A 20,455-nucleotide genomic window follows, 5' to 3' on the forward strand; every position below is an offset into this window, starting at 1 on the left:
GTGTGTATAGTTGAAAAAGATATTTTTACTGTCTCTTATGGTCATGCTTATAACCTCAGCATGTACACCTAATTTTTCGAAAGAGGAAGAGATTGTTCAACAAACAGATGATAAAAATGAAAAAGCTGTTATCCCAAAATACAGCATTTCAGATGAGTATTACCGGACAATTCTTCCTTATAAACCGGGAGTAGCGAGAGGCCTTGTAGCAGCGAATATGAATAATCGCCTTGATATTCAAGAGTTTGAAACAGGATTAATGCGTCTAGCGCAAGATGATTTTTCACCTGACAAATATGTGTTCCAAGAAGGGCAATATCTAGACAAAGAGACGATTCGTTCATGGTTAAGCCGTAAGAAAACAGACGCGCAGTTTAAAGAACTAAAGGATAAGACAGAGGAAAATGATCGTGATTCATTAAAGAATGAAGGTCTCAATCCAGCCGATACGGGTGATGGAGACTTAAAAGCACGAAATGAAAGAAGCCCCATGTATTTGGCTCACATTACGGAGCAAAACTACTTAGTTCAAGACGGTGACGATAAAGTTGCGCTTGGCGGGGTAGTTATTGGTCTGGCAATGAATTCTGTCCACTACTATACGCAAGAAGATGGATACGCTCGTGAAGTTAAGCTGGATGATAAAGAAATTGAAGAGCGAGGCAAAGAGATAGCAAATACCATCGTGGATCGTATGCGTAAAAAGAAGGGACTAGAACAAGTGCCAATCACAGTGGCAATCTTTAAGCAAAATCCAAAATCTTCTTTAACACCTGGGAACTTCATTAGCGTTGGCCAAGCTGGCAAAGGACGTAACTCAGTGAACGGCTGGGATAAAGTTGATGAAAAGTATTACCTATTCCCGTCATCTGCTGCCGATAAAGACTATCGCGATGATGCAATGAAGTTTAATGAATTCAAAGCACAAATTGAAGATTACTTCCCGAACTTTACAAGTGTAGTAGGGAAAGGTCATTATATCGATGGTCAGATGCAGAGAATGTCCATTGAAATCCCAATTCAATTTTACGGAAAAGGTGAAATTGTTGGGTTTACTCAGTATGTTGCTGGATTAATGCTTGATCATTTCCCAGACTATATGGAAACAAGCATTTCCATTACGTCTGTAAACGGTCCGGAAGCACTGATTATCCGTAAGCCTGATCAAGAAACGCCAACCGTGCATATTTACGAAAACTAAGTTAAAAGCCGCTCACTTGAGCGGCTTTTTCATTGTGAGAAAAAAGGTGTGTCTTGGTGAGATTTCATGAATTTTTGCAGGTGACTCTTAGCATATTGAAATGCATCCTTTTCAGTTTTTCGCTCTTCATATGGCAACTTTTTATCAAATTCAAACTGCTTTTTAAAAAAAGGAATATCTTCTTGCATCACATGACGCAATTCATGAAAGATTATTTCAATCAAAGGTAAGTACTCCTCAAAATTAAATATAAAAATGATGCCAACTTCCCTCCAATAAACGGCGGATGCATAATGAAGGAATTCTGCCTCTTCTTCTCCAAGTTCAGAAACAATCTTATTGGCTTCACAAGAGTCACAAAACACAACTGGGGTTGTGAACTTTCGGTTAAGACATGAGAATACTTCTTTTTGCAGGCTGTGCAAGTCAAATGAAAATTCTTCATCTAGCACAAACCAGTTTTCACACTCTTGGTAGACAGGACGCTTATGAATAGTCGAGTAAATGAGTAATGGATTCATGGTATGTTCACACTCCTTACTAGCAGTCATATTCATTTTCGACCTTTTTATTTACCCCTATACTTCTGATTAAGAAACTTATGAAGAGGTTATTAATATATATGTCAACGAGCTATTCATTTAGAAGAAAAGGAATAAAAACTCTAAATAAGTCCAGGAGAAAAATCCCTTTTCTAGAGGAATATAGAGTGTAACCCCTATCATTTTAAAAGGAAGATTTTATATTTATGGAACTGCTCTCAGAAATGTTGCTTGATGCTAGTGAAGTTTGGTATTATCAGTATATTGTAGTGGGACGAATATTCGGAGGTGAACGAACATGTCAAGAATTTCTGTTGAACAAGTAAAACATGTTGCACATTTAGCTAGATTAGCTGTAACAGATGAAGAAGCAGCTCTATTTACGAAGCAATTAGATGCAATCATTACATACGCTGAGCAGTTAGATGAATTGGATACTACAAACGTAAAACCAACTTCACACGTACTAGACGTGAAAAACGTAATGCGTGAGGACAAGCCAGCAAAAGGATTACCTGTTGAAGATGTAATGAAAAACGCGCCAGACCATAAAGATGGATACGTCCGCGTACCAACTATTTTAGAATAAGAAAGGAGGCTTTACGATGTCATTATTTGATCGTAAACTTTCAGAATTACATAAGCTTCTTCATAGCAAAGAAGTAAGTGTACAAGACCTAGTAGAAGAATCGTATAAGCGTATTAACGCAGTAGATGATAAAGTGGGTGCTTTCCTAGCACTAAACGAGGATAACGCTCGTGCTTACGCAAAACAACTAGACGAAGCGCTACAAACGAAAGATGAGTTTGGTTTGTTATTTGGTATGCCTATCGGTGTGAAAGATAACATCGTAACAAAAGACTTACGCACAACGTGCTCCAGTAAAATTCTAGCAAACTTTGATCCAATCTATGACGCAACAGTTGTTCAAAAGCTACAATCAGCTGAAGCAGTAACGATTGGTAAATTAAATATGGATGAGTTCGCAATGGGTTCTTCAACTGAAAACTCTGGCCTACAATTAACTCGTAACCCGTGGAATTTAGATTATGTACCGGGTGGATCTAGCGGTGGTTCAGCAGCAGCTGTTGCAGCTGGCGAAGTACCATTCTCACTAGGTTCTGATACGGGTGGTTCAATCCGTCAACCAGCGGCTTATTGTGGTGTTGTTGGATTAAAACCTACATACGGACGCGTGTCTCGTTACGGTCTTGTTGCATTTGCATCTTCTTTAGATCAAATCGGACCAATCACAAACTCAGTTGAAGATAATGCATATTTACTTCAAGCGATTTCAGGCGTTGACCCAATGGATTCAACTTCTGCAAATGTAGATGTTCCAGACTATGTATCTGCTTTAACTGGCGATATTAAAGGCCTTAAAATTGCTGTACCAAAAGAATATCTAGGTGAAGGTGTTGGAGAAGAAGCTCGTCAATCTGTACTGGATGCATTAAAAGTATTAGAAAGCCTTGGCGCAACTTGGGAAGAGGTTTCATTACCACACTCTAAGTATGCCTTAGCAACATACTACTTACTGTCTTCTTCAGAAGCTTCTGCAAACTTATCTCGCTTTGACGGTGTACGTTATGGATACCGCACAGATAATGCTGAAAACTTACTTGAAATGTACAAGCAAACGCGTAGCGAAGGCTTTGGTAACGAAGTGAAGCGCCGTATCATGCTTGGTACATTTGCGTTAAGCTCAGGTTATTATGATGCTTATTATAAAAAAGCACAGCAAGTACGTACGCTTATTAAGGAAGATTTCGAATCTGTATTTGAAAACTATGACGTTATCATTGGTCCTACAACGCCAACACCAGCGTTCAAAATTGGTGAAAAGACAGATGATCCGTTAACAATGTATGCAAATGATATTTTAACAATTCCAGTAAACCTTGCAGGCGTACCAGGTATCTCTGTACCTTGTGGCCTTGCGAACGGATTACCATTAGGATTGCAAATTATCGGTAAGCATTTTGATGAAAGCACAATTTATCGCGTCGCTCATGCATTCGAACAAGCAACTGAGCATCACAAAGCGAAACCAGCACTGTAAGGGGTGAGAAGAAGATGAACTTTGAAACGATTATCGGTCTTGAAGTACACGTTGAACTTAAGACAAAATCTAAAATTTTCTCAGCAAGTCCAAACGCGTTCGGAGCAGCGCCAAATGCGAACACAAGCGTTATCGACTTGGGATATCCTGGCGTACTGCCAGTTCTAAATAAAGAAGCGGTTAACTTCGCGATGAAAGCAGCTCTTGCATTAAACTGTGAAATCGCAACAGATACAAAGTTTGACCGTAAAAACTATTTCTATCCGGATAACCCAAAAGCTTATCAAATTTCTCAATTTGATAAACCAATTGGTGAAAACGGTTGGATTGAAGTTGAAGTAAACGGTGAAACAAAGCGTATTCGTATTAACCGACTTCACTTAGAAGAAGATGCGGGTAAATTAACGCATACAGGTGATGGTTACTCTCTAGTAGACTTTAACCGTCAAGGTACGCCTTTAATTGAAATCGTATCAGAAGCAGATATGCGTTCTCCGGAAGAAGCTTACGCATACTTAGAAAAATTAAAATCTATCATCCAATACACGGGCGTATCTGATTGTAAGATGGAGGAAGGTTCACTTCGCTGTGATGCCAATATTTCTCTACGTCCAGTTGGACAAGAGAAGTTCGGTACAAAAACAGAGTTAAAGAACTTAAACTCTTTCAACTTCGTACGTCGAGGTCTTGAGCATGAAGAAAAGCGCCAAGAGAAAGTATTATTAGCTGGTGGAATCATTGAGCAAGAAACACGCCGCTTTGATGAATCAACAGGCGAAACACTCTTAATGCGTGTAAAAGAAGGATCGGATGATTACCGTTACTTCCCAGAGCCAGACCTTGTAGCACTTCATATTGATGATGAGTGGAAAGAGCGCATCCGTGCGTCAATTCCAGAGCTTCCAGATGCTCGTAAGAAACGTTATGTTGAAGAACTTGGGTTACCTGCTTATGATGCAATGGTATTAACGCTAACAAAAGAAATGTCTGATTTCTTTGAAGCAACGATTGAAGCTGGCGGAGACGCGAAGTTATCTTCTAACTGGTTAATGGGTGAAGTATCAGCATACTTAAACTCAAACCAAAAAGAGTTAGCTGATGTAGCATTAACTCCAGAAGGTTTAGCGGGCATGATTAAGTTAATTCAGGAAGGCACAATTTCATCTAAGATTGCGAAAAAAGTCTTCAAAGAGTTAATTGAAAATGGTGGAAGCGCAGAAAAAATCGTAAAAGAAAAAGGCCTTGTGCAAATTTCTGACGATGCAACGCTACGCAAGTTTGTAACGGATGCGTTAGATGCAAATCCTCAATCAATTGAAGATTTCAAAAATGGTAAAGACCGTGCAATTGGATTCTTAGTAGGGCAAATTATGAAAGCGTCAAAAGGTCAAGCCAACCCTCCAATGGTTAACAAAATTTTATTAGAAGAAATTAAAAAGCGCTAATTAGCGACCGTTAATTTCTTTACATCATGTGATGACTGCCCCCTCGTAAAATTGTAGCTGCTATTTTAAGAGGGGGTCTTATTTTGGAATAGAGATTATGCAGATGTATATAATGTAGATATTGAATTGGTTTGGATTTTGATAAATTATCATTATTAGGATGATGAAAATGAAAAGAGCGAGAATCATTTATAACCCGACATCGGGGCGTGAAATTTTTAAAAAGAATTTACCAGAGGTACTTCAAAAGCTAGAGCAAGCTGGTTATGAGACGTCTTGTCATGCAACTACCTGTGCTGGTGATGCGACAGAAGCTGCTAAGGTAGCAGTGGAGCGCAAATTTGATATCGTCATTGCTGCTGGCGGTGATGGAACGATTAATGAAGTTATTAACGGCATTGCTGGACAAGACTATCGACCTCAGCTAGGGATTATTCCAGTAGGAACAACCAATGACTTTGCTCGTGCAATTAACGTTCCTCGTATGATCGAAGGAGCGGTTGATGTTATCATTAACGGTGTCCCAAAAGCGATTGATCTAGGTGCAGTTACCAACGAAGGACAGACGCATCACTTTGTAAATATTGCAGGCGGTGGCCGCTTAACAGAGCTTACGTATGAAGTTCCGAGTAAGTTAAAAACAATGCTGGGTCAGCTTGCTTACTACTTAAAAGGAATGGAAATGCTGCCTTCAATTAAGCCAACCACGGTTGAAATTGAGTATGATGGCAAGTTTTTTAGCGGAGATATTATGATGTTTCTAGTATCTTTAACAAATTCGGTTGGAGGCTTTGAGAAGCTAGCGCCAGATTCCTCTTTAGATGATGGAATGTTTGATTTAATTATTTTGAAAAAAGCTAACTTAGCTGAGTTTATTCGTATTGCTACATTAGCGCTACGCGGAGAGCACATCAATGACCCCCATATTATTTATACAAAAGCAAATCGCGTTAAGATTCATACAAACGATAAGATGCAGCTGAACCTTGATGGGGAATACGGCGGATTATTGCCTGGGGAATTTGTCAATTTATATCGACATGTAGAAGTTTTTGTCCCAAAAGAGACAGCGAAATTAATGGAGAAAAATGAGATCGCCTAACTGCGATCTTTTTTTATGGAAACGACTTTTGTGTAAAGGGAATCGATGTGGTACAATCAGTTCAGCATTTTTAAATACAAAGGATGTACGATAAATGGAAAAGTTAACACCACCAGTTGAAAAAAATGATTATATAGATGTTACGTTTGAAGATTTAACACATGACGGTTCAGGCGTAGCCAAAGTAAACGGCTTTCCAATCTTTGTTCAGAACGCACTGCCTGGCGAAAGCGGCCAAGTGAAAGTAATAAAAGTAAAAAAAGGCTATGCGTTTGGAAAACTTATGAATCACAGTACGGTGAGCGAAGCTCGCGTAGAACCTCCCTGTCCTGTGTATAAGCAGTGCGGAGGCTGTCAGCTTCAGCACGTAAGTTACGAAGGTCAGCTTTCGTTTAAGCAAAAGCAGGTCCAAGGGGTAATGGAAAGAATTGGCCACCTGCCAAACGTGCCGGTGCTACCAACAATGGGTATGACAGATCCTTGGCGCTACCGTAACAAAGCGCAGGTTCCTGTTGCAAATCGAGACGGTGGCTTAGTGGCTGGCTTCTATCAGCAGCGCAGCCATGACATCATTGATATGGACATGTGCCTAATTCAACAGCAAGAAAACGATGATGTTGTTCAAGTTGTTAAAAGCATTCTTGAAAAGTACAATGTTCCCGCTTATCATGAGCAAAAACACAAAGGAACCATTCGCCACATCATGGCTCGCTACGGCTTAACGACGGGAGAAATTATGGTTGTGCTTGTTACTCGCACAAGCGAGCTTCCAAACAAAAAACACATCATTGAAGAAATCGTTAAAGCCGTGCCGAATGTGAAATCAATCGTTCAAAACGTCAATACAAAGCGCACAAACGTTATTCTGGGTGATCAAACAAACGTACTTTGGGGCGAAGAATATATTTATGACTATATCGGTGACGTTAAGTTCGCTATTTCAGCCAAGTCATTTTATCAGGTAAACCCAGAGCAAACGAAAGTACTTTATGACAAAGCGCTTGAGTATGCAGATTTAACAGGAGAAGAAACGGTGATTGATGCATATTGCGGAATTGGGACAATCTCTCTGTTTTTAGCGCAAAAAGCCAAGAAGGTATACGGAGTAGAAATCGTTCCCGAAGCGATTGAAGACGCTAAGCGCAACGCTAAGCTAAACAACATTGATAACGCTGAGTTTGAAGTAGGAGAGGCTGAAGTTGTCATTCCTAACTGGTACAAGCAAGGCATCAAAGCGGATGTCATCGTCGTTGATCCGCCGAGAAAAGGCTGTGACGAAGCATTATTAAAAACAATTCTTAAAATGAAGCCAAAGAAAGTCGTCTACGTATCATGCGGCCCGGCAACGCTGGCGCGTGATCTCAAGATCCTTGAAGAAGGCGGCTATCAAACGGTGGAAGTGCAGCCTGTTGATATGTTTCCGCATACGACGCATGTGGAGTGTGTATCGTTGCTACAACGCCAAACTTTATAGAAATCCTTAGTTTTAAGCACTTTCACAAGCATTTCGTTTTTGTATCAGATGGTGAAAAAACTAGAAATAAGATACTCAAAAATCACATTACTGTTTCGGTGGTAATTAATCTGGGGTGTGGGAACACAAGAAAATAATAATTTTAAATTAAATAGATTCTATTGTCTATAGACGTTCAATTAAAATGAGCGTCTTTTTTTTATGCCTAAAAATTAAGAATAGAGGTGACATATGAAATACAACATTATTTATGCTGATCCACCGTGGCAATATCGACAAAATAAAGGAAGTGGAGTGGCAGAAAATCATTATCGCACAATGAGCTTGAAAGACATTTGTAATCTACCTATTAATACTATCTCTCACAAAGATAGTGTTTTATTTTTGTGGGCAACCTTCCCTATGTTACAAGAGGCGTTAAAAGTTATCGCTGCATGGGGGTTTACGTTCAAAACAGTTGCTTTTGTTTGGGTGAAACAAAATAAATCAGGGAATGGCTTTTTCTTTGGCTTGGGTCACTGGACACGCTCGAATGCTGAAATTTGCTTATTAGCTGTAAAAGGTCGTCCCAAAAGAGTATCGAAGAGGGTTCATCAGTTAATTGTTAGCCCAGTCGAAGGACACAGTAAGAAACCAGACATCGCTAGAGAACAAATTGTAGAACTGATGGGAGATTTACCACGCATTGAATTGTTCGCCAGACAAATTTCTCCAAATTGGGATGTGTGGGGAAATGAAGTGGAAAGTAGTCTTTCTTTAGAAAAGGGTAGCTTATGACAAATTTTAGCGTGTGGTAATTAGCATCCGTCACGCTCTTTTATTGGCAAAACAATGAGGGGAGTGGTTTCTTTGGAAGGAAATGAAGAAAAGGTGATGGAATGGATAGACGATCATTTTGTTTTAAATGAGATTGAGATTGAAGACTTTCCGTTTTTTCCTTACGGGAAATTGATACGTGACAAACAAGGAGAGACGATGGTTGTTTTTTGGTGTGTGATTTATGGACGTGTAGATTATCGTTTTCAAGAAGCGTAAGGAGTGATTACAATAAACATTTCTCGTTCTCCTCCCTTCTTACTTTGATTCCCACATTGATGCATAAGTGAAAATAAAAATAAGAAAAGAGGTAATAGATAATGGAATTGAAACATGTTATTCCAAACATGGAAAAGACTTTTGGAAATTTAGAATACGCAGGAGAAGGGAAAGTCGAACAGCGACGGATCAATGGACGTATGACTACACTGTCTCGCAGATATAACCTATATTCCGATATTCAACGTGCAGATGATATTGAGGTGATTCTCCCACAAGAGGCTGGGGAAAAATTCTTTGAAGCCGAGGAAAATGTCAAGTTGATAAACCCACGTATTACCGCAGAAGGTTATAAAATTGGGGATCGTGGTTTCACAAATTATATCTTACATGCAGATGACATGGTAAAAGCATAAGGAGGAAAAAGAAATGAGATTAGCACAAGGAATTGTAATCGATAAAGAAAAGACATTTGGCTTATTAAAATTTTCTGCATTACGACGCGAAGTGTTTCTTCAAAACGAAGATGGTACAGTATCATCAGAAGTAAAGGAACGCACCTATGATTTAAAGTCTCGTGAACAAGGGCGCATGATTCAAGTGAGTATTCCTGTTTCTGTTCCATTGAAAGAATTTGATTATAATGCGGAAGTAGAGCTTATTAATCCTGTCGCAGATACTGTTGCAAATGCAACATTCCGTGGTGCGGATGTCGATTGGTACATTAAGGCGGATGATTTGGTTTTAAAGGGAAAAGCAGTAACGGAAGGCGGTAATGATTCAAAACCTGCGCCAACTAAGGATAAGTAATGAGGAATTTCCGAAGACGAGGGAAACGCATTAAGGAAAAAGATGCTTCTCTCGTATTTCAATTTGTATTCTTTGGATTGTCTAGCGTATGGCTCGTTTCCTTTATCCCTTTTCATCTGTCATTTTTACTCTCTACCACGTGGAAATTGGATGTGTTTCAAGCACACTTTATCAGCACGTATGGATTGGTGACCTTGTTAATAAGCCTAGCTGTAACCGCTGGATGCGCGTATCTCTATTATCGCTATCGATATGACAAAATAAAACAAGTTATTCACCGTCAAAAGCTTGCAAAAATGATTCTGGAAAATGGCTGGTACGAAACGAAACAAGTTACACAAGAGAGCTTCTTTAAGGACATTCCATCCAATAAAACAAAGGAAAAAATCAGTCATTTTCCAAAGATGTATTATCGGTTTGAAAAAGGGTTGCTTTATATTCAAGTAGAAATTACACTCGGAAAATATCAAGAACCACTTTTAAATTTAGAAAAGAAATTAGAAAGTGGCCTGTATTGTGAATTGGTATCAAAAGAGTTACATGATTCCTATGTGGAGTATGTTCTTTTTTATGATATGATTGCGAACCGTATTTCGATTGATGAAGTTGTTGCACAAAATGGACGCTTAAAGCTCATGAAGTCAATGGATTGGGAGTATGATAAGCTTCCCCATATGTTAATTGCTGGTGGAACAGGCGGAGGAAAAAGCTATTTTATTCTTACATTGATTGAAGCGCTACTCAAAACAGATGCAAAATTGTATATTTTAGATCCGAAAAATGCCGATTTAGCCGACTTAGCTACCGTTATGCCTGATGTGTACTACAAAAAGGAAGATATGATAACCTGTATCGATGAGTTTTATGAATCTATGATGGCTCGTAGTGAAGAAATGAAACAGATGCCTAACTATAAGACAGGAGAAAACTATGCTTATTTAGGCTTATCTCCTCACTTTTTAATTTTTGACGAGTACGTGGCATTTATGGAAATGCTTGCTTCTAAGGAAAATACAGCGGTGTTAACCAAGCTAAAACAAATTGTTATGTTAGGACGACAAGCTGGATTTTTCCTTATTCTTGCCTGTCAACGGCCAGATGCAAAATATCTTGGAGATGGGATTCGAGATCAGTTTAATTTTCGGGTTGCTTTAGGTCGTATGAGTGAGCTCGGATATGGAATGATGTTTAGCAGCGACGTGCAAAAACAGTTTTTCTTAAAACAGATTAAAGGTCGTGGCTATGTCGATAAAGGGGATAACGTTATTTCTGAATTTTATACACCGCTTGTCCCAAAAGGACATGATTTTCTAAAAGAAATTGGTAAATTAGAGTCATAAAGGCTGCCCAGCGCTGCGGTGTGCGAAGCGAAAACCGCTGTGCTGGGCGAAGCCTGCGTGGCGATAGCCACGCTTTACCCCCCGTTTCTAACAGGGGGGTAGAAAAACAATAGGAAACTGTTCCAAAAGCCGAACAAAGCTTGATGGCACAACGGTTTGAAGCATATGAAGAAGATGTCAGCTTTTAGACTTTAGTTGACATCTTTTTTTAGTTTGGAGGGATGCGCATGAATCAAGAAACTTGGTATCAACAATTAAGAGAAAAACGAATGGAATACGGTGTATCACAAAATAAATTGGCTGTTCATGTAGGTATTTCAAGACAATATATTAGTGAAATTGAAACAGGAAAAGTGACTCCTACTCAGACATTACAAAATACTTTGTTCAATGTTTTAGAACAGTTTAATCCAGACGCTCCTTTAGAAATCTTGTTTGATTATGTGAGAATTCGCTTTTTAACAACCAATCCAAAGCCTGTCATTGAAGAGATTTTGAAATTGAAAATGGAATACATGTTACATGAAGATTATGCGTTTTATTCTTACCTTGAACAATATGTCTTTGGCGATATTGTGGTGATGGTTTCGCCTGATGAGGACAAAGGTTGTTTACTCGAACTCAAAGGAAAAGGATGTAGGCAATTTGAAAATTTTCTACTAGCCCAACAGCGAACGTGGTTTGATTTTTTTATGGATGTGTTTCGCGTTGGTGGCGTATTTAAACGAATTGACCTTGCGATAAACGATAAGACAGGTATATTGGATATTCCGTTTCTAACTCAAAAATGCCGAAATGAAGAATGTATCTCTGTGTTTCGTAGTTTTAAAAGCTATCGTTCTGGTGAATTGGTACAAAGCGAAGAAAAGCCTGATATGGGCAATACGTTATATATCGGTTCGTTAAAAAGTGATGTATACTTCTGCGCCTATGAGAAGGATTACGAACAATATGTAAAGCACGGCACATCACTGGAAGATACAGACACCAAGAACCGTTTTGAAATTCGTTTAAAGAATGATCGTGCCTATCATGCGGTTGTAGATTTAATGGTGTATGAAGATGCTGGACGAACTGCCTTTTCGATTATTAATCGGTATATTCGTTTTGTCGATAAGGACGAGAAAAAACGTCGTAGTAGTTGGAAAATCAATAAAGAATGGCAACGATTTTTAGATTTAGGTGTAAACAGAAAAATCTCATTAACCACAAAACCTGAACCTTATACGTTCGATAAAACGCTCAGATGGTTAGCTCGACAAGTTGCCCCTATTTGGAAATTAGCGACTAAACTTGATGAAATCAATCAAACGACTGTGATAAAAGATATGTTAGATCGGGCAAAGTTAACCAAGCGTCATCAACAATTGTTGATACAACAGGCGCTTGCGACAGAAGAAGTAATTAAATGATAGATTAGAGAGATTCCATGAAACTATTGAAATTGATTTTGTTTACCGTTATTGGTGGAGTGTTTCTATGGTTTTTCGAATGTATGCGTCAAGTGACAAAGTATTAGAAGATGGAAGGAGAAAGAAAAATGAATTTTGGTCAAAATTTATACAACTGGTTTTTAAGTAATGCACAGTCTTTAGTATTGATGGCAATTGTTGTGATTGGAATTTATTTAGGATTTAAGCGTGAGTTCTCCAAATTGATTGGCTTTTTGATTGTTGCGTTAATTGCGGTGGGATTAGTTTTTAATGCAAGTGGAGTGAAAGATGTATTGTTAAGCCTATTCAATCGAATCATAGGGTCTTAAATTGTACCGTTTTTTTTGTAAAAGATAAGTGGTGTTCTTATGTTTTACAAAAAAATGGTGGACCAAACGGTAGTGCGGTAGGGATAAACAATTCAATTTAGTGTATCAACAGATAAAATGTTGATGCTTTTTTTATGTCTATTTTTAAGAAAAGGAAGTGCATAATATGGAAATGCAAGTTTACATTGCCAACCTCGGAAAATACAATGAGGGAGAATTGGTTGGCGCTTGGTTTACGCCACCTATTGATATAGAAGATATGAAAGAAAAAATCGGTTTAAATGGGGAATATGAAGAATATGCCGTGCACGATTACGAGTTGCCGTTTGAGATTGATGAATATACACCAATCTCTGAAATCAATCGTTTATGTGCCATGGTACAAGAATTAGAAGGCTCTCCGATTTATCATGAACTTTCTGAAATTCAAAGCTACTGGTTTGATAGTTTGGAAGAACTAATGGAACATCAAGACGATATTATTTGTTATGCCGATTGTGAGGATATGGAAGATGTGGCTCGTTATTATGTAGAAGAAACAGGAATGCTTGGTGAAGTACCCGCTAATTTGCAAAATTATATTGATTATCGCGCACTAGGTCGAGATTTAGAGATTAATGGAGAGTTCCTCGTCACTCCACATGGCGTATTTGAGTATATAAAATAACAAGTCCTTGCTATAATTAATCTATTAAATATAGCTAGGAGAATACACTATGTCGAAGAAATCGAAAGAGAAGTTCGGGAAAATTGTATATTTTGATGAGCAAGCAGCTGTAGATTTATTGGAGTTAGAAAAAGAAGGTATGGAATCTGTAGTAATCAAAAAACTAAATGAGACAGCAGCTCAAGTGGAAGCAGGAGCATCTGTAAATAAGGGTATATTTAATTTTGCTAGATTAAAACTATCTGGAAATGCTTCCCATCAGAAAAACAATATTATTGAAACTCAAATTACTAGTACTTTAATTAGTAGCTTTATGGATATAATCAAAACTAATCAAAAAATTACTAAATTAGAGAATCATCAACTTATTATACCTAAGGATTCTTCTGCATATTTTAGGAATTTAGTCCCTATACTGCATATGATTGATGATATTAATAAATTAAATACTTTAAGCGCTGAAGATAAAGAAAACTTCAGCGGTATCAATATTAAAGGAATTGAGGATACCCTAGATTCACTTTCAGGATATTACGATCTTCTTTGTATATGTAAAAATGGCAAGAAAAAAATCGTAAGGTTTAATATTGCAGGATTACGAAATAATTATAATTTAAATGACTTAACCAAAATGGACTTAACATTATTTGGAGTTAAGGTAGGCGAATCATTAGATACCAACCTAGAATTTGAACACCAAATTGATAATATGACGACCCCACATAATACCACAAAAACAGGATTAGACTTTGATGAAGAACAAACTACGCAAATTACTTACGAAATAATAGATGTTATTTTAGCAGGAGTATAAAAATGAATATTGAAATTTATTATGAACCAAGAACAAAATTCAACAAGAGAATACAACCAATCGAACATAAAATATTTTTCAGTCGAATTATTCGTAATTGGACTAAGGATATAACGCTAGAATCTGTGATATCAAATTTAGATGAAGATTTTGAAACGTGTGTTATTACCCTAGAAGATTGCTCAGGAATCAACTCACATGTATTTGAAAACATCGATAATATAGTATCGATATTTGAAAGTTATTCCAGTATAAACACCTTAATAATCAATAATCCACCAAAGTTTTTTTATGACAAATTGAAGCAAATGGAAGGAACTGTCAAGGAAAAGAATTATAGTTATCCTAAAATTAATGCAACCCAAATAGGAAAAGTACAACAAGGATTTGATTCAAATATAATTGGCCAAACTATTGCAAAAAAGGCAATATGCCGGAAATTGATAGCACAAATGATTAGACCAACAAAAAAGCCGTTGGTACTAATGTTCTATGGAAATCCTGGAATTGGTAAAACAGAAACTGCAAAATATTTATCTACCACCTTATATACAAAAGGAACACTTTTACGTGAACAAATGACGATGGTAGGCGGAGATTCAAGTGTTAGGTTTTTCAAATCTACTTCCCATAGTGAAGATTCTTTTTCAAAGCATCTGCTCAATAGAACTTCTAACGTTATATTATTAGATGAGTTTGCACTAGCACCTCCCTTTTTTCAAACTACATTTTTTCAAATGTTTGACGAAGGAATTTATTCTGATCAAAATTTTACTGTAGATGTTAGTAACTCTATAATAATCTGTACTTCAAATTTACAGTCTATACAAGATATGGAGAAAAATATAGATAATGCATTATTAAGTAGATTTGATGGGTTTATTCACTTTACTGATTTTACAGATGAAGATAAAAAGAAAATTGCAGAGAGAATGATTAACGAGTTTATCAATCCCAAAAACATGAAAAAACAATTTATTGAAAAATTAGATCAAACATTGATAATGCAAAAAATAGAGAAGGCGTTACCTCAATTAACTAATGTAAGAAATATTAGAAAGTATACGGAAGATGTAATTGCAGACACACTAATGAATGACTTATTGGACAATTAAAAAATTTAGCAGTGAACTTTAAAATAGTTTACTGCTATTTTTTATCTCAAATATAGAAAGGAACGAAATAAATGAAAAAATTAAAAAGTTATACACGTATTTGGTCAGTTGAAAAAGTGATTTACGCAATTAATGATTTTCGATTACCTTTCCCAGTGACCTTTAACCAAATGTCATGGTTTGTGCTTTCTCTTTTAGCTGTCATGCTACTTGGAAACCTCCCTCCCCTCTCCTTGATTGATGGGGCGTTATTAAAATATGTTGGAATTCCAATTGGTTTGACTTGGTTTATGAGTCAAAAAACATTCGATGGTAAAAAACCGTATAGCTTTCTCAAGTCTGCATTGACATATTGGTTTAGACCAAAAGTCACCTATGCAGGAAAACCTATCAAACTACAACGTGTGAAAGTAAATGAAAATATCACCGCTGTTAGGAGTGAAGTCCATGCGTTATCCGATTAAATACCTTGAAAATAATCTCGTTTTCAACCATGATGGTGAATGTTTTGCGTATTATGAGCTGTTGCCATATAATTATTCCTTTTTATCGGAGGATGAAAAAGTACAGGTGCATGATAACTTTCGCCAATTAATCGCACAAAATCAAGACGGCAAAATTCATGCTTTACAGATCAGTACCGCTAGTAGTATTCGCTCGGTACAAGAACGAAGCAAAGAATTAGTCATAGGACGATTACAAGAGGTTGCTTATGAACGGATTGACGACCAAACAGAGGCACTTGTTTCGATGATTGGTGAACACCAAGTCGATTATCGTTTCTTTATCGGTTTTAAACTGTTACTCAATGAAGAAGAAGTCAATATGAAATCAATAGGGAAAAACATCAAAAATTCACTTTCTTCATTTGTCCGTGATGTAAACCATCACCTGATGGGAGATTTTGTTTCCATACCGCATGAAGAAATGAGACGTTTCTCTAAAATGGAATCTTTATTACAAAACAAAATATCGAGACGTTTTAAGATCCGCCCTTTAAATAAAAATGACTTTGGTTATTTGATTGAACATCTTCATGGACAAACTGGAATGGCTTATGACGAGTATGATTATGCTCTCCCTCTAAAGAAATTTAAAAGGGAAACTTTAGTGAAACGATATGATCTGATTAAACCGTCCCGTTGTTTAATTGAGGAAAACCAACGCTATTTAAAAATCGAACAGGAAGAACAAACAACATATGTGGCCTACTTTACGATTAATTCCATTGTCGGTGATTTGGAATTTCCATCGGATGAAATCTTTTATTATCAACAACAACAATTTGATTTTCCAATAGATACCTCCATGAACGTGGAAATTGTAACAAACAAAAAAGCATTGTCTACCGTTCGGAACAAGAAAAAGGAACTTAAAGACTTGGATAATCATGCCTGGGAATCCGATAACGAAACAGGCAGCAATGTCATCGACGCATTGGAACAGGTCAATGAATTAGAAGATGTGCTCGATCAAAGTAAAGAAGCAATGTATAAGTTAAGCTATGTCATTCGAGTATCTGCCCCTAACTTGGATGAACTCAAACAGCGTTGTAATGAGGTAAAAGATTTTTATGATGATTTGAACGTAAAACTTGTTCGTCCGTTTGGAGATATGATTGGTTTACACAGTGAATTTATCCCAGCCAGTAAGCGGTATATGAATGATTATATTCAGTATGTTACATCTGATTTTTTGGCAGGTCTTGGGTTTGGCGCAACGCAAATGCTCGGAGAAACGGAAGGGATTTATTTTGGCTACAACTTGGACACAGGAAGAAATGTCTATCTCAATCCAAGCCTAGCTAGTCAAGGCGTGAAAGGTTCTGTCACCAATGCGTTAGCTTCTGCATTCTTAGGTTCACTTGGTGGTGGGAAATCTTTTTCTAATAACCTGCTTGTTTATTATGCCGTTCTCTTTGGTGGTCAAGCACTCATTGTTGATCCAAAGGCGGAACGAGGAAGATGGAAAGAAATGTTGCCTGAAATTGCTCATGAAATAAATATTGTTAATTTAACGAGTGAGGAAAGCAATAAAGGACTACTTGACCCTTTTGTCATCATGAAAAAGAAAAAGGATTCGGAAAGTCTTGCGATTGATATTCTTACCTTTCTCACAGGTATATCGAGTCGGGATGGAGATAAATTCCCTGTATTACGACGAGCGATTCGAGCTGTTGGTCAACAGGAGGAACGTGGTTTGCTTCTCGTGATTCATGAATTAAGAAGTGACCCCAATCCATTAGCTGGTCCCATCGCTGACCATATCGAAAGTTTTACGGATTATGACTTTGCCCACCTACTCTTTTCGGATGGTACAGTGGAAAATTCGATTAGTTTAGAAAAACAGTTGAATATCATTCAAGTTGCGGATTTGGTGTTACCAGACGCAGAAACAAGTTTTGAAGAATATACAACCATGGAACTTTTGAGTGTCGCCATGTTGATTGTCATTTCCACTTTTGCACTAGACTTTATTCATTCAGATCGTAGCGTATTTAAAATCGTGGACTTAGATGAAGCTTGGTCATTTCTACAAGTCGCACAAGGAAAAACACTTTCAAATAAATTAGTACGTGCAGGGCGTGCGATGAATGCTGGTGTCTACTTTGTTACACAGAATGCGGACGATTTAACCGATGAAAAATTGAAGAATAACATCGGTGTAAAGTTCGCCTTTCGTTCTAGAGATATGACAGAAATAAAGAAAACTCTTCAATTCTTTGGTGTGGATGCGGAAGATGAATCGAATCAAAGGCGATTACGGGAACTGGAAAACGGACAATGTTTAATTCAAGACTTATATGGGCGTGTGGGGATTATTCAAGTCCATCCTGTCTTTGAAGATTTGTTTTATGCTTTTGACACGCGTCCACCGACACAGGAGAAGAAAGGTGGCGATTAATTTGAAAAAACAAAAATGGAAAAAGATTGTCTTAACGGTGGTACTTATTGGTACTGCCGTTTTTCTATGTCTTCTTTTACTTGGAACATTAGCTCAAGCAGCTGGCTTAGTTGATGATACGGTGTCAGAAGATAATCTCTATTCCTTGTACCCACTTGACCATTATCAATTAGATTTCTACGTGGATTCGGGTTGGGATTGGTTGCCGTGGAACTGGGATGATGGCATAGGTAAACAGGTCATGTATGGCTTATATACAATCACTAATTTCATTTGGATTATTAGCTTATATTTATCAAATGCGACAGGCTACTTAATCCAACAAGCTTATTCTCTCGATTTTATTTCACAAACGGCAGATGCCATCGGCAAAAAACATGCAAACATTAGCTGGAATTACGGCAAGTGGTTTCAGCAGTTCAGGATTTTATGTAGGCTTCTTGCTTCTTTTCATTTTAGTCATTGGAATTTACGTGGCTTATACAGGTTTAATGAAACGAGAAACGACGAAAGCGATTCGAGCGATCCTAAACTTTTTAGTCGTTTTTATTTTGTCGGCCTCCTTTATTGCCTATGCCCCAACGTATATCGCTAAAATTAATGACTTTTCAGCAGATATTAGTCAAGCAAGTTTAGATTTAGGTACTAAAATCTTGATGCCGAATTCGAGTAGCCAAGGAAAAGATAGTGTCGATATGATACGGAATAACCTCTTTTCTATTCAAGTGGAACAGCCTTGGATGTTATTACAATTTGATGATTCGGATAAAGAAACGATTGGCGAAGAACGTGTTGAAAACTTAGTTTCTATCAATCCTGATACGAATAACGGGAAAGATCGTGAAGATGCTGTCAAAGCAGAAATTGAAGATCACGACAATAAAAACTTAACCATTACGAAGACCACCACACGTTTAGGAATGGTCTTCTTTTTATTTCTGTTTAATATCGGTATCTCTATTTTCGTGTTTCTACTATCGGGAATTATGATTTTCTCGCAAATATTGTTTATTATCTATGCGATGTTTCTACCAATTAGTTTTCTACTTTCCATGATACCCACCTTTGAAAACATGGGAAAGCAGGCGATTATGAAGTTGTTTAATGTAATTATGCTTCGGGCTGGTATCACGCTCATTATTACAGTTGCTTTTAGTATTTCATCCATGCTTTACAGTTTAACAACAAGTTTTCCATTTTTCTTGATTGCCTTTTTGCAGATCGTGACGTTTGCAGGGATTTACATGAAACTCGGTGACATTATGAGCATGTTTAAACTGCAAAGTAATGATTCGCAACAAGTTGGACGTCAAGTCATGCGTCGTCCTTACCGAATGTTCAATCGTGGCAGTCGTCGATTGCAGCGAACAATCGGACGCACCCTTGCAGGGGCAACAGCTGGAGCAACGGTCGGGGCAATGGTTGGAAAATCAAAGCAAACAAAAGGCTCGTTCTCTCCCCTACGCCCATCGCAACGGTTAACATCGACTACAAAAAATAACAAAGAACGGCCAACTGATCGCACGAAATCAACATCTTTAAGTCAGAAAGTAGGTCAAGTCACAGGAAAAGTGCTTGGTGCGAAAAGTCAGTTCCGTGCAAATATAGATCATCGTAAAGAACAACTACATGATTTACCTACTACTGCTCAATATGCGGCGATGCAAGGAAAAGAACAGCTTACAAAACCTGCCCGTGATTTTAAAGAAGGTATGAAGCAAGCAAAGGAAAAGAGACAAAAAACACATGCAGACCGTCAAGCAAAACATCGTCAAACCATTGCAGATAGGCGGCAAGCATTGGATAAAAAACGTACCCTTTCTCGAAAGACTGCTAGTTATGAACGACCAGTCACGCATGATGCCAATGAATCTGCACATCAAGATAGATTAAAGAACCCAACTGTTCAACAAAAAGAAAAGACAAGACCTGTCACAAAAAGCGAGCATATGAAGCAATTCAAATTACAACGACAGTTATCGAGTCCAGACAGAAAAGAGCATTTTACTGATAATCCCAAACAACCTGTTAAAAAAGGAACCCGACCTATCAATGAAGAACGTTCTCGACCAAAAAATAGTAGGAAAATCATTAGGCGTCCCTCTAAACCGTTGAAACGTACAAATCAGAAACAAATCAGTAAGCGTCCAATCCATGCAACTAGGAGGAAACGCTAATGAA

General features: G+C 37.6%; 19 protein-coding genes and 1 pseudogene. 19 read left to right on the plus strand and 1 reads right to left on the minus strand.

Annotated elements, in window-relative coordinates:
• Positions 1 to 10: 10 nt before the first annotated feature.
• Positions 11 to 1,201, plus strand: coding sequence for a CamS family sex pheromone protein (locus tag MKZ18_RS01545; RefSeq protein ID WP_138117461.1), 1,191 nt, complete (start codon positions 11 to 13; stop codon positions 1,199 to 1,201).
• 29 nt (positions 1,202 to 1,230) lie between these two features.
• Here MKZ18_RS01545 and MKZ18_RS01550 read toward each other — a convergent pair whose 3' ends face one another.
• Positions 1,231 to 1,722: a DUF3920 family protein gene (locus MKZ18_RS01550; RefSeq protein WP_282023101.1), complete on the minus strand. Its 492-nt coding sequence runs from the start codon at positions 1,720 to 1,722 to the stop codon at positions 1,231 to 1,233.
• A 319-nt stretch (positions 1,723 to 2,041) separates the two neighbouring features.
• Here MKZ18_RS01550 and gatC point away from each other — a divergent pair, with 319 nt between their 5' ends.
• The 18 genes and pseudogenes from gatC (at position 2,042) to MKZ18_RS01640 (ending at position 20,451) form a co-directional block, all read left to right on the plus strand.
• The gene (gatC, locus tag MKZ18_RS01555; RefSeq protein ID WP_025910462.1) at positions 2,042 to 2,332 is read left to right on the plus strand and encodes an Asp-tRNA(Asn)/Glu-tRNA(Gln) amidotransferase subunit GatC; all 291 of its coding nucleotides are present in this window, start codon (positions 2,042 to 2,044) and stop codon (positions 2,330 to 2,332) included.
• A 16-nt stretch (positions 2,333 to 2,348) separates the two neighbouring features.
• Complete coding sequence (gene gatA / locus MKZ18_RS01560; protein WP_025910461.1) at positions 2,349 to 3,806, plus strand: Asp-tRNA(Asn)/Glu-tRNA(Gln) amidotransferase subunit GatA; 1,458 nt, start codon at positions 2,349 to 2,351, stop codon at positions 3,804 to 3,806.
• 14 nt (positions 3,807 to 3,820) lie between these two features.
• Positions 3,821 to 5,251, plus strand: a complete 1,431-nt coding sequence (gene gatB, locus MKZ18_RS01565; protein ID WP_025910460.1) for an Asp-tRNA(Asn)/Glu-tRNA(Gln) amidotransferase subunit GatB — start codon at positions 3,821 to 3,823, stop codon at positions 5,249 to 5,251.
• A 169-nt stretch (positions 5,252 to 5,420) separates the two neighbouring features.
• Positions 5,421 to 6,353 carry a diacylglycerol kinase gene (locus MKZ18_RS01570; protein WP_061785313.1) on the plus strand — a complete coding sequence of 311 codons (933 nt, stop codon included), beginning with the start codon at positions 5,421 to 5,423 and terminating at the stop codon, positions 6,351 to 6,353.
• A 94-nt stretch (positions 6,354 to 6,447) separates the two neighbouring features.
• On the plus strand, positions 6,448 to 7,827 hold the full coding sequence (rlmD, locus tag MKZ18_RS01575; RefSeq protein ID WP_061785314.1) for a 23S rRNA (uracil(1939)-C(5))-methyltransferase RlmD: 1,380 nt from the start codon (positions 6,448 to 6,450) through the stop codon (positions 7,825 to 7,827).
• Positions 7,828 to 8,058: 231 nt separating this feature from the next.
• Positions 8,059 to 8,604: an MT-A70 family methyltransferase gene (locus MKZ18_RS01580; protein ID WP_061785315.1), complete on the plus strand. Its 546-nt coding sequence runs from the start codon at positions 8,059 to 8,061 to the stop codon at positions 8,602 to 8,604.
• Between the two features lie 63 nt (positions 8,605 to 8,667).
• Entirely contained in the window at positions 8,668 to 8,862 is a 195-nt protein-coding gene (locus tag MKZ18_RS01585; RefSeq protein WP_439950863.1) for a hypothetical protein, read from the plus strand.
• 101 nt (positions 8,863 to 8,963) lie between these two features.
• Positions 8,964 to 9,278 carry a YdcP family protein gene (locus MKZ18_RS01590; protein ID WP_033826676.1) on the plus strand — a complete coding sequence of 105 codons (315 nt, stop codon included), beginning with the start codon at positions 8,964 to 8,966 and terminating at the stop codon, positions 9,276 to 9,278.
• A gap of 13 nt (positions 9,279 to 9,291) precedes the next feature.
• Positions 9,292 to 9,672 (plus strand): YdcP family protein, encoded by a 381-nt coding sequence (locus MKZ18_RS01595; RefSeq protein ID WP_061785316.1) that lies wholly within the window; start codon positions 9,292 to 9,294, stop codon positions 9,670 to 9,672.
• Positions 9,672 to 11,012 (plus strand): FtsK/SpoIIIE domain-containing protein, encoded by a 1,341-nt coding sequence (locus tag MKZ18_RS01600; protein ID WP_061785317.1) that lies wholly within the window; start codon positions 9,672 to 9,674, stop codon positions 11,010 to 11,012. Before MKZ18_RS01595 ends, MKZ18_RS01600 begins: the two co-directional genes overlap by 1 nt.
• 227 nt (positions 11,013 to 11,239) lie before the next feature.
• On the plus strand, positions 11,240 to 12,424 hold the full coding sequence (gene mobT, locus MKZ18_RS01605; RefSeq protein ID WP_061785318.1) for a MobT family relaxase: 1,185 nt from the start codon (positions 11,240 to 11,242) through the stop codon (positions 12,422 to 12,424).
• 128 nt (positions 12,425 to 12,552) lie between these two features.
• Positions 12,553 to 12,774, plus strand: coding sequence for a hypothetical protein (locus MKZ18_RS01610; RefSeq protein ID WP_061785319.1), 222 nt, complete (start codon positions 12,553 to 12,555; stop codon positions 12,772 to 12,774).
• Positions 12,775 to 12,940: 166 nt separating this feature from the next.
• A complete protein-coding gene (locus tag MKZ18_RS01615; RefSeq protein WP_061785320.1) occupies positions 12,941 to 13,441 on the plus strand; it encodes an antirestriction protein ArdA in 501 nt (166 codons plus the stop codon).
• Between the two features lie 49 nt (positions 13,442 to 13,490).
• On the plus strand, positions 13,491 to 14,255 hold the full coding sequence (locus tag MKZ18_RS01620) for a DUF6414 family protein (protein ID WP_061785321.1): 765 nt from the start codon (positions 13,491 to 13,493) through the stop codon (positions 14,253 to 14,255).
• Between the two features lie 2 nt (positions 14,256 to 14,257).
• Positions 14,258 to 15,370 carry an AAA family ATPase gene (locus tag MKZ18_RS01625; protein WP_061785322.1) on the plus strand — a complete coding sequence of 371 codons (1,113 nt, stop codon included), beginning with the start codon at positions 14,258 to 14,260 and terminating at the stop codon, positions 15,368 to 15,370.
• A gap of 71 nt (positions 15,371 to 15,441) precedes the next feature.
• A complete protein-coding gene (locus MKZ18_RS01630; RefSeq protein ID WP_061785323.1) occupies positions 15,442 to 15,834 on the plus strand; it encodes a conjugal transfer protein in 393 nt (130 codons plus the stop codon).
• On the plus strand, positions 15,818 to 18,274 hold the full coding sequence (gene tcpF, locus MKZ18_RS01635) for a conjugal transfer ATPase TcpF (RefSeq protein ID WP_061785324.1): 2,457 nt from the start codon (positions 15,818 to 15,820) through the stop codon (positions 18,272 to 18,274). Before MKZ18_RS01630 ends, tcpF begins: the two co-directional genes overlap by 17 nt.
• A pseudogene (locus MKZ18_RS01640) lies at positions 18,225 to 20,451 on the plus strand (CD3337/EF1877 family mobilome membrane protein). Before tcpF ends, MKZ18_RS01640 begins: the two are co-directional and overlap by 50 nt.
• Positions 20,452 to 20,455: the final 4 nt, after the last annotated feature.

Origin of the sequence: Priestia sp. FSL W8-0001 (genome assembly GCF_038050335.1) — a bacterium.
In the GTDB taxonomy this organism is placed as follows: Bacteria; Bacillota; Bacilli; order Bacillales; family Bacillaceae_H; genus Priestia; species Priestia flexa.

What these genes read in the sequence shown, in the direction of transcription:
- MKZ18_RS01550 (WP_282023101.1), bottom strand. Translation starts at nt 1,722, where the DNA reads ATGAATCCATTACTCATTTACTCGACTATTCATAAGCGTCCTGTCTAC.
- gatC (WP_025910462.1), top strand. Translation starts at nt 2,042, where the DNA reads ATGTCAAGAATTTCTGTTGAACAAGTAAAACATGTTGCACATTTAGCT.
- gatA (WP_025910461.1), top strand. Translation starts at nt 2,349, where the DNA reads ATGTCATTATTTGATCGTAAACTTTCAGAATTACATAAGCTTCTTCAT.
- gatB (WP_025910460.1), top strand. Translation starts at nt 3,821, where the DNA reads ATGAACTTTGAAACGATTATCGGTCTTGAAGTACACGTTGAACTTAAG.
- MKZ18_RS01570 (WP_061785313.1), top strand. Translation starts at nt 5,421, where the DNA reads ATGAAAAGAGCGAGAATCATTTATAACCCGACATCGGGGCGTGAAATT.
- rlmD (WP_061785314.1), top strand. Translation starts at nt 6,448, where the DNA reads ATGGAAAAGTTAACACCACCAGTTGAAAAAAATGATTATATAGATGTT.
- MKZ18_RS01580 (WP_061785315.1), top strand. Translation starts at nt 8,059, where the DNA reads ATGAAATACAACATTATTTATGCTGATCCACCGTGGCAATATCGACAA.
- MKZ18_RS01590 (WP_033826676.1), top strand. Translation starts at nt 8,964, where the DNA reads ATGGAATTGAAACATGTTATTCCAAACATGGAAAAGACTTTTGGAAAT.
- MKZ18_RS01595 (WP_061785316.1), top strand. Translation starts at nt 9,292, where the DNA reads ATGAGATTAGCACAAGGAATTGTAATCGATAAAGAAAAGACATTTGGC.
- MKZ18_RS01600 (WP_061785317.1), top strand. Translation starts at nt 9,672, where the DNA reads ATGAGGAATTTCCGAAGACGAGGGAAACGCATTAAGGAAAAAGATGCT.
- mobT (WP_061785318.1), top strand. Translation starts at nt 11,240, where the DNA reads ATGAATCAAGAAACTTGGTATCAACAATTAAGAGAAAAACGAATGGAA.
- MKZ18_RS01610 (WP_061785319.1), top strand. Translation starts at nt 12,553, where the DNA reads ATGAATTTTGGTCAAAATTTATACAACTGGTTTTTAAGTAATGCACAG.
- MKZ18_RS01615 (WP_061785320.1), top strand. Translation starts at nt 12,941, where the DNA reads ATGGAAATGCAAGTTTACATTGCCAACCTCGGAAAATACAATGAGGGA.
- MKZ18_RS01620 (WP_061785321.1), top strand. Translation starts at nt 13,491, where the DNA reads ATGTCGAAGAAATCGAAAGAGAAGTTCGGGAAAATTGTATATTTTGAT.
- MKZ18_RS01625 (WP_061785322.1), top strand. Translation starts at nt 14,258, where the DNA reads ATGAATATTGAAATTTATTATGAACCAAGAACAAAATTCAACAAGAGA.
- MKZ18_RS01630 (WP_061785323.1), top strand. Translation starts at nt 15,442, where the DNA reads ATGAAAAAATTAAAAAGTTATACACGTATTTGGTCAGTTGAAAAAGTG.
- tcpF (WP_061785324.1), top strand. Translation starts at nt 15,818, where the DNA reads ATGCGTTATCCGATTAAATACCTTGAAAATAATCTCGTTTTCAACCAT.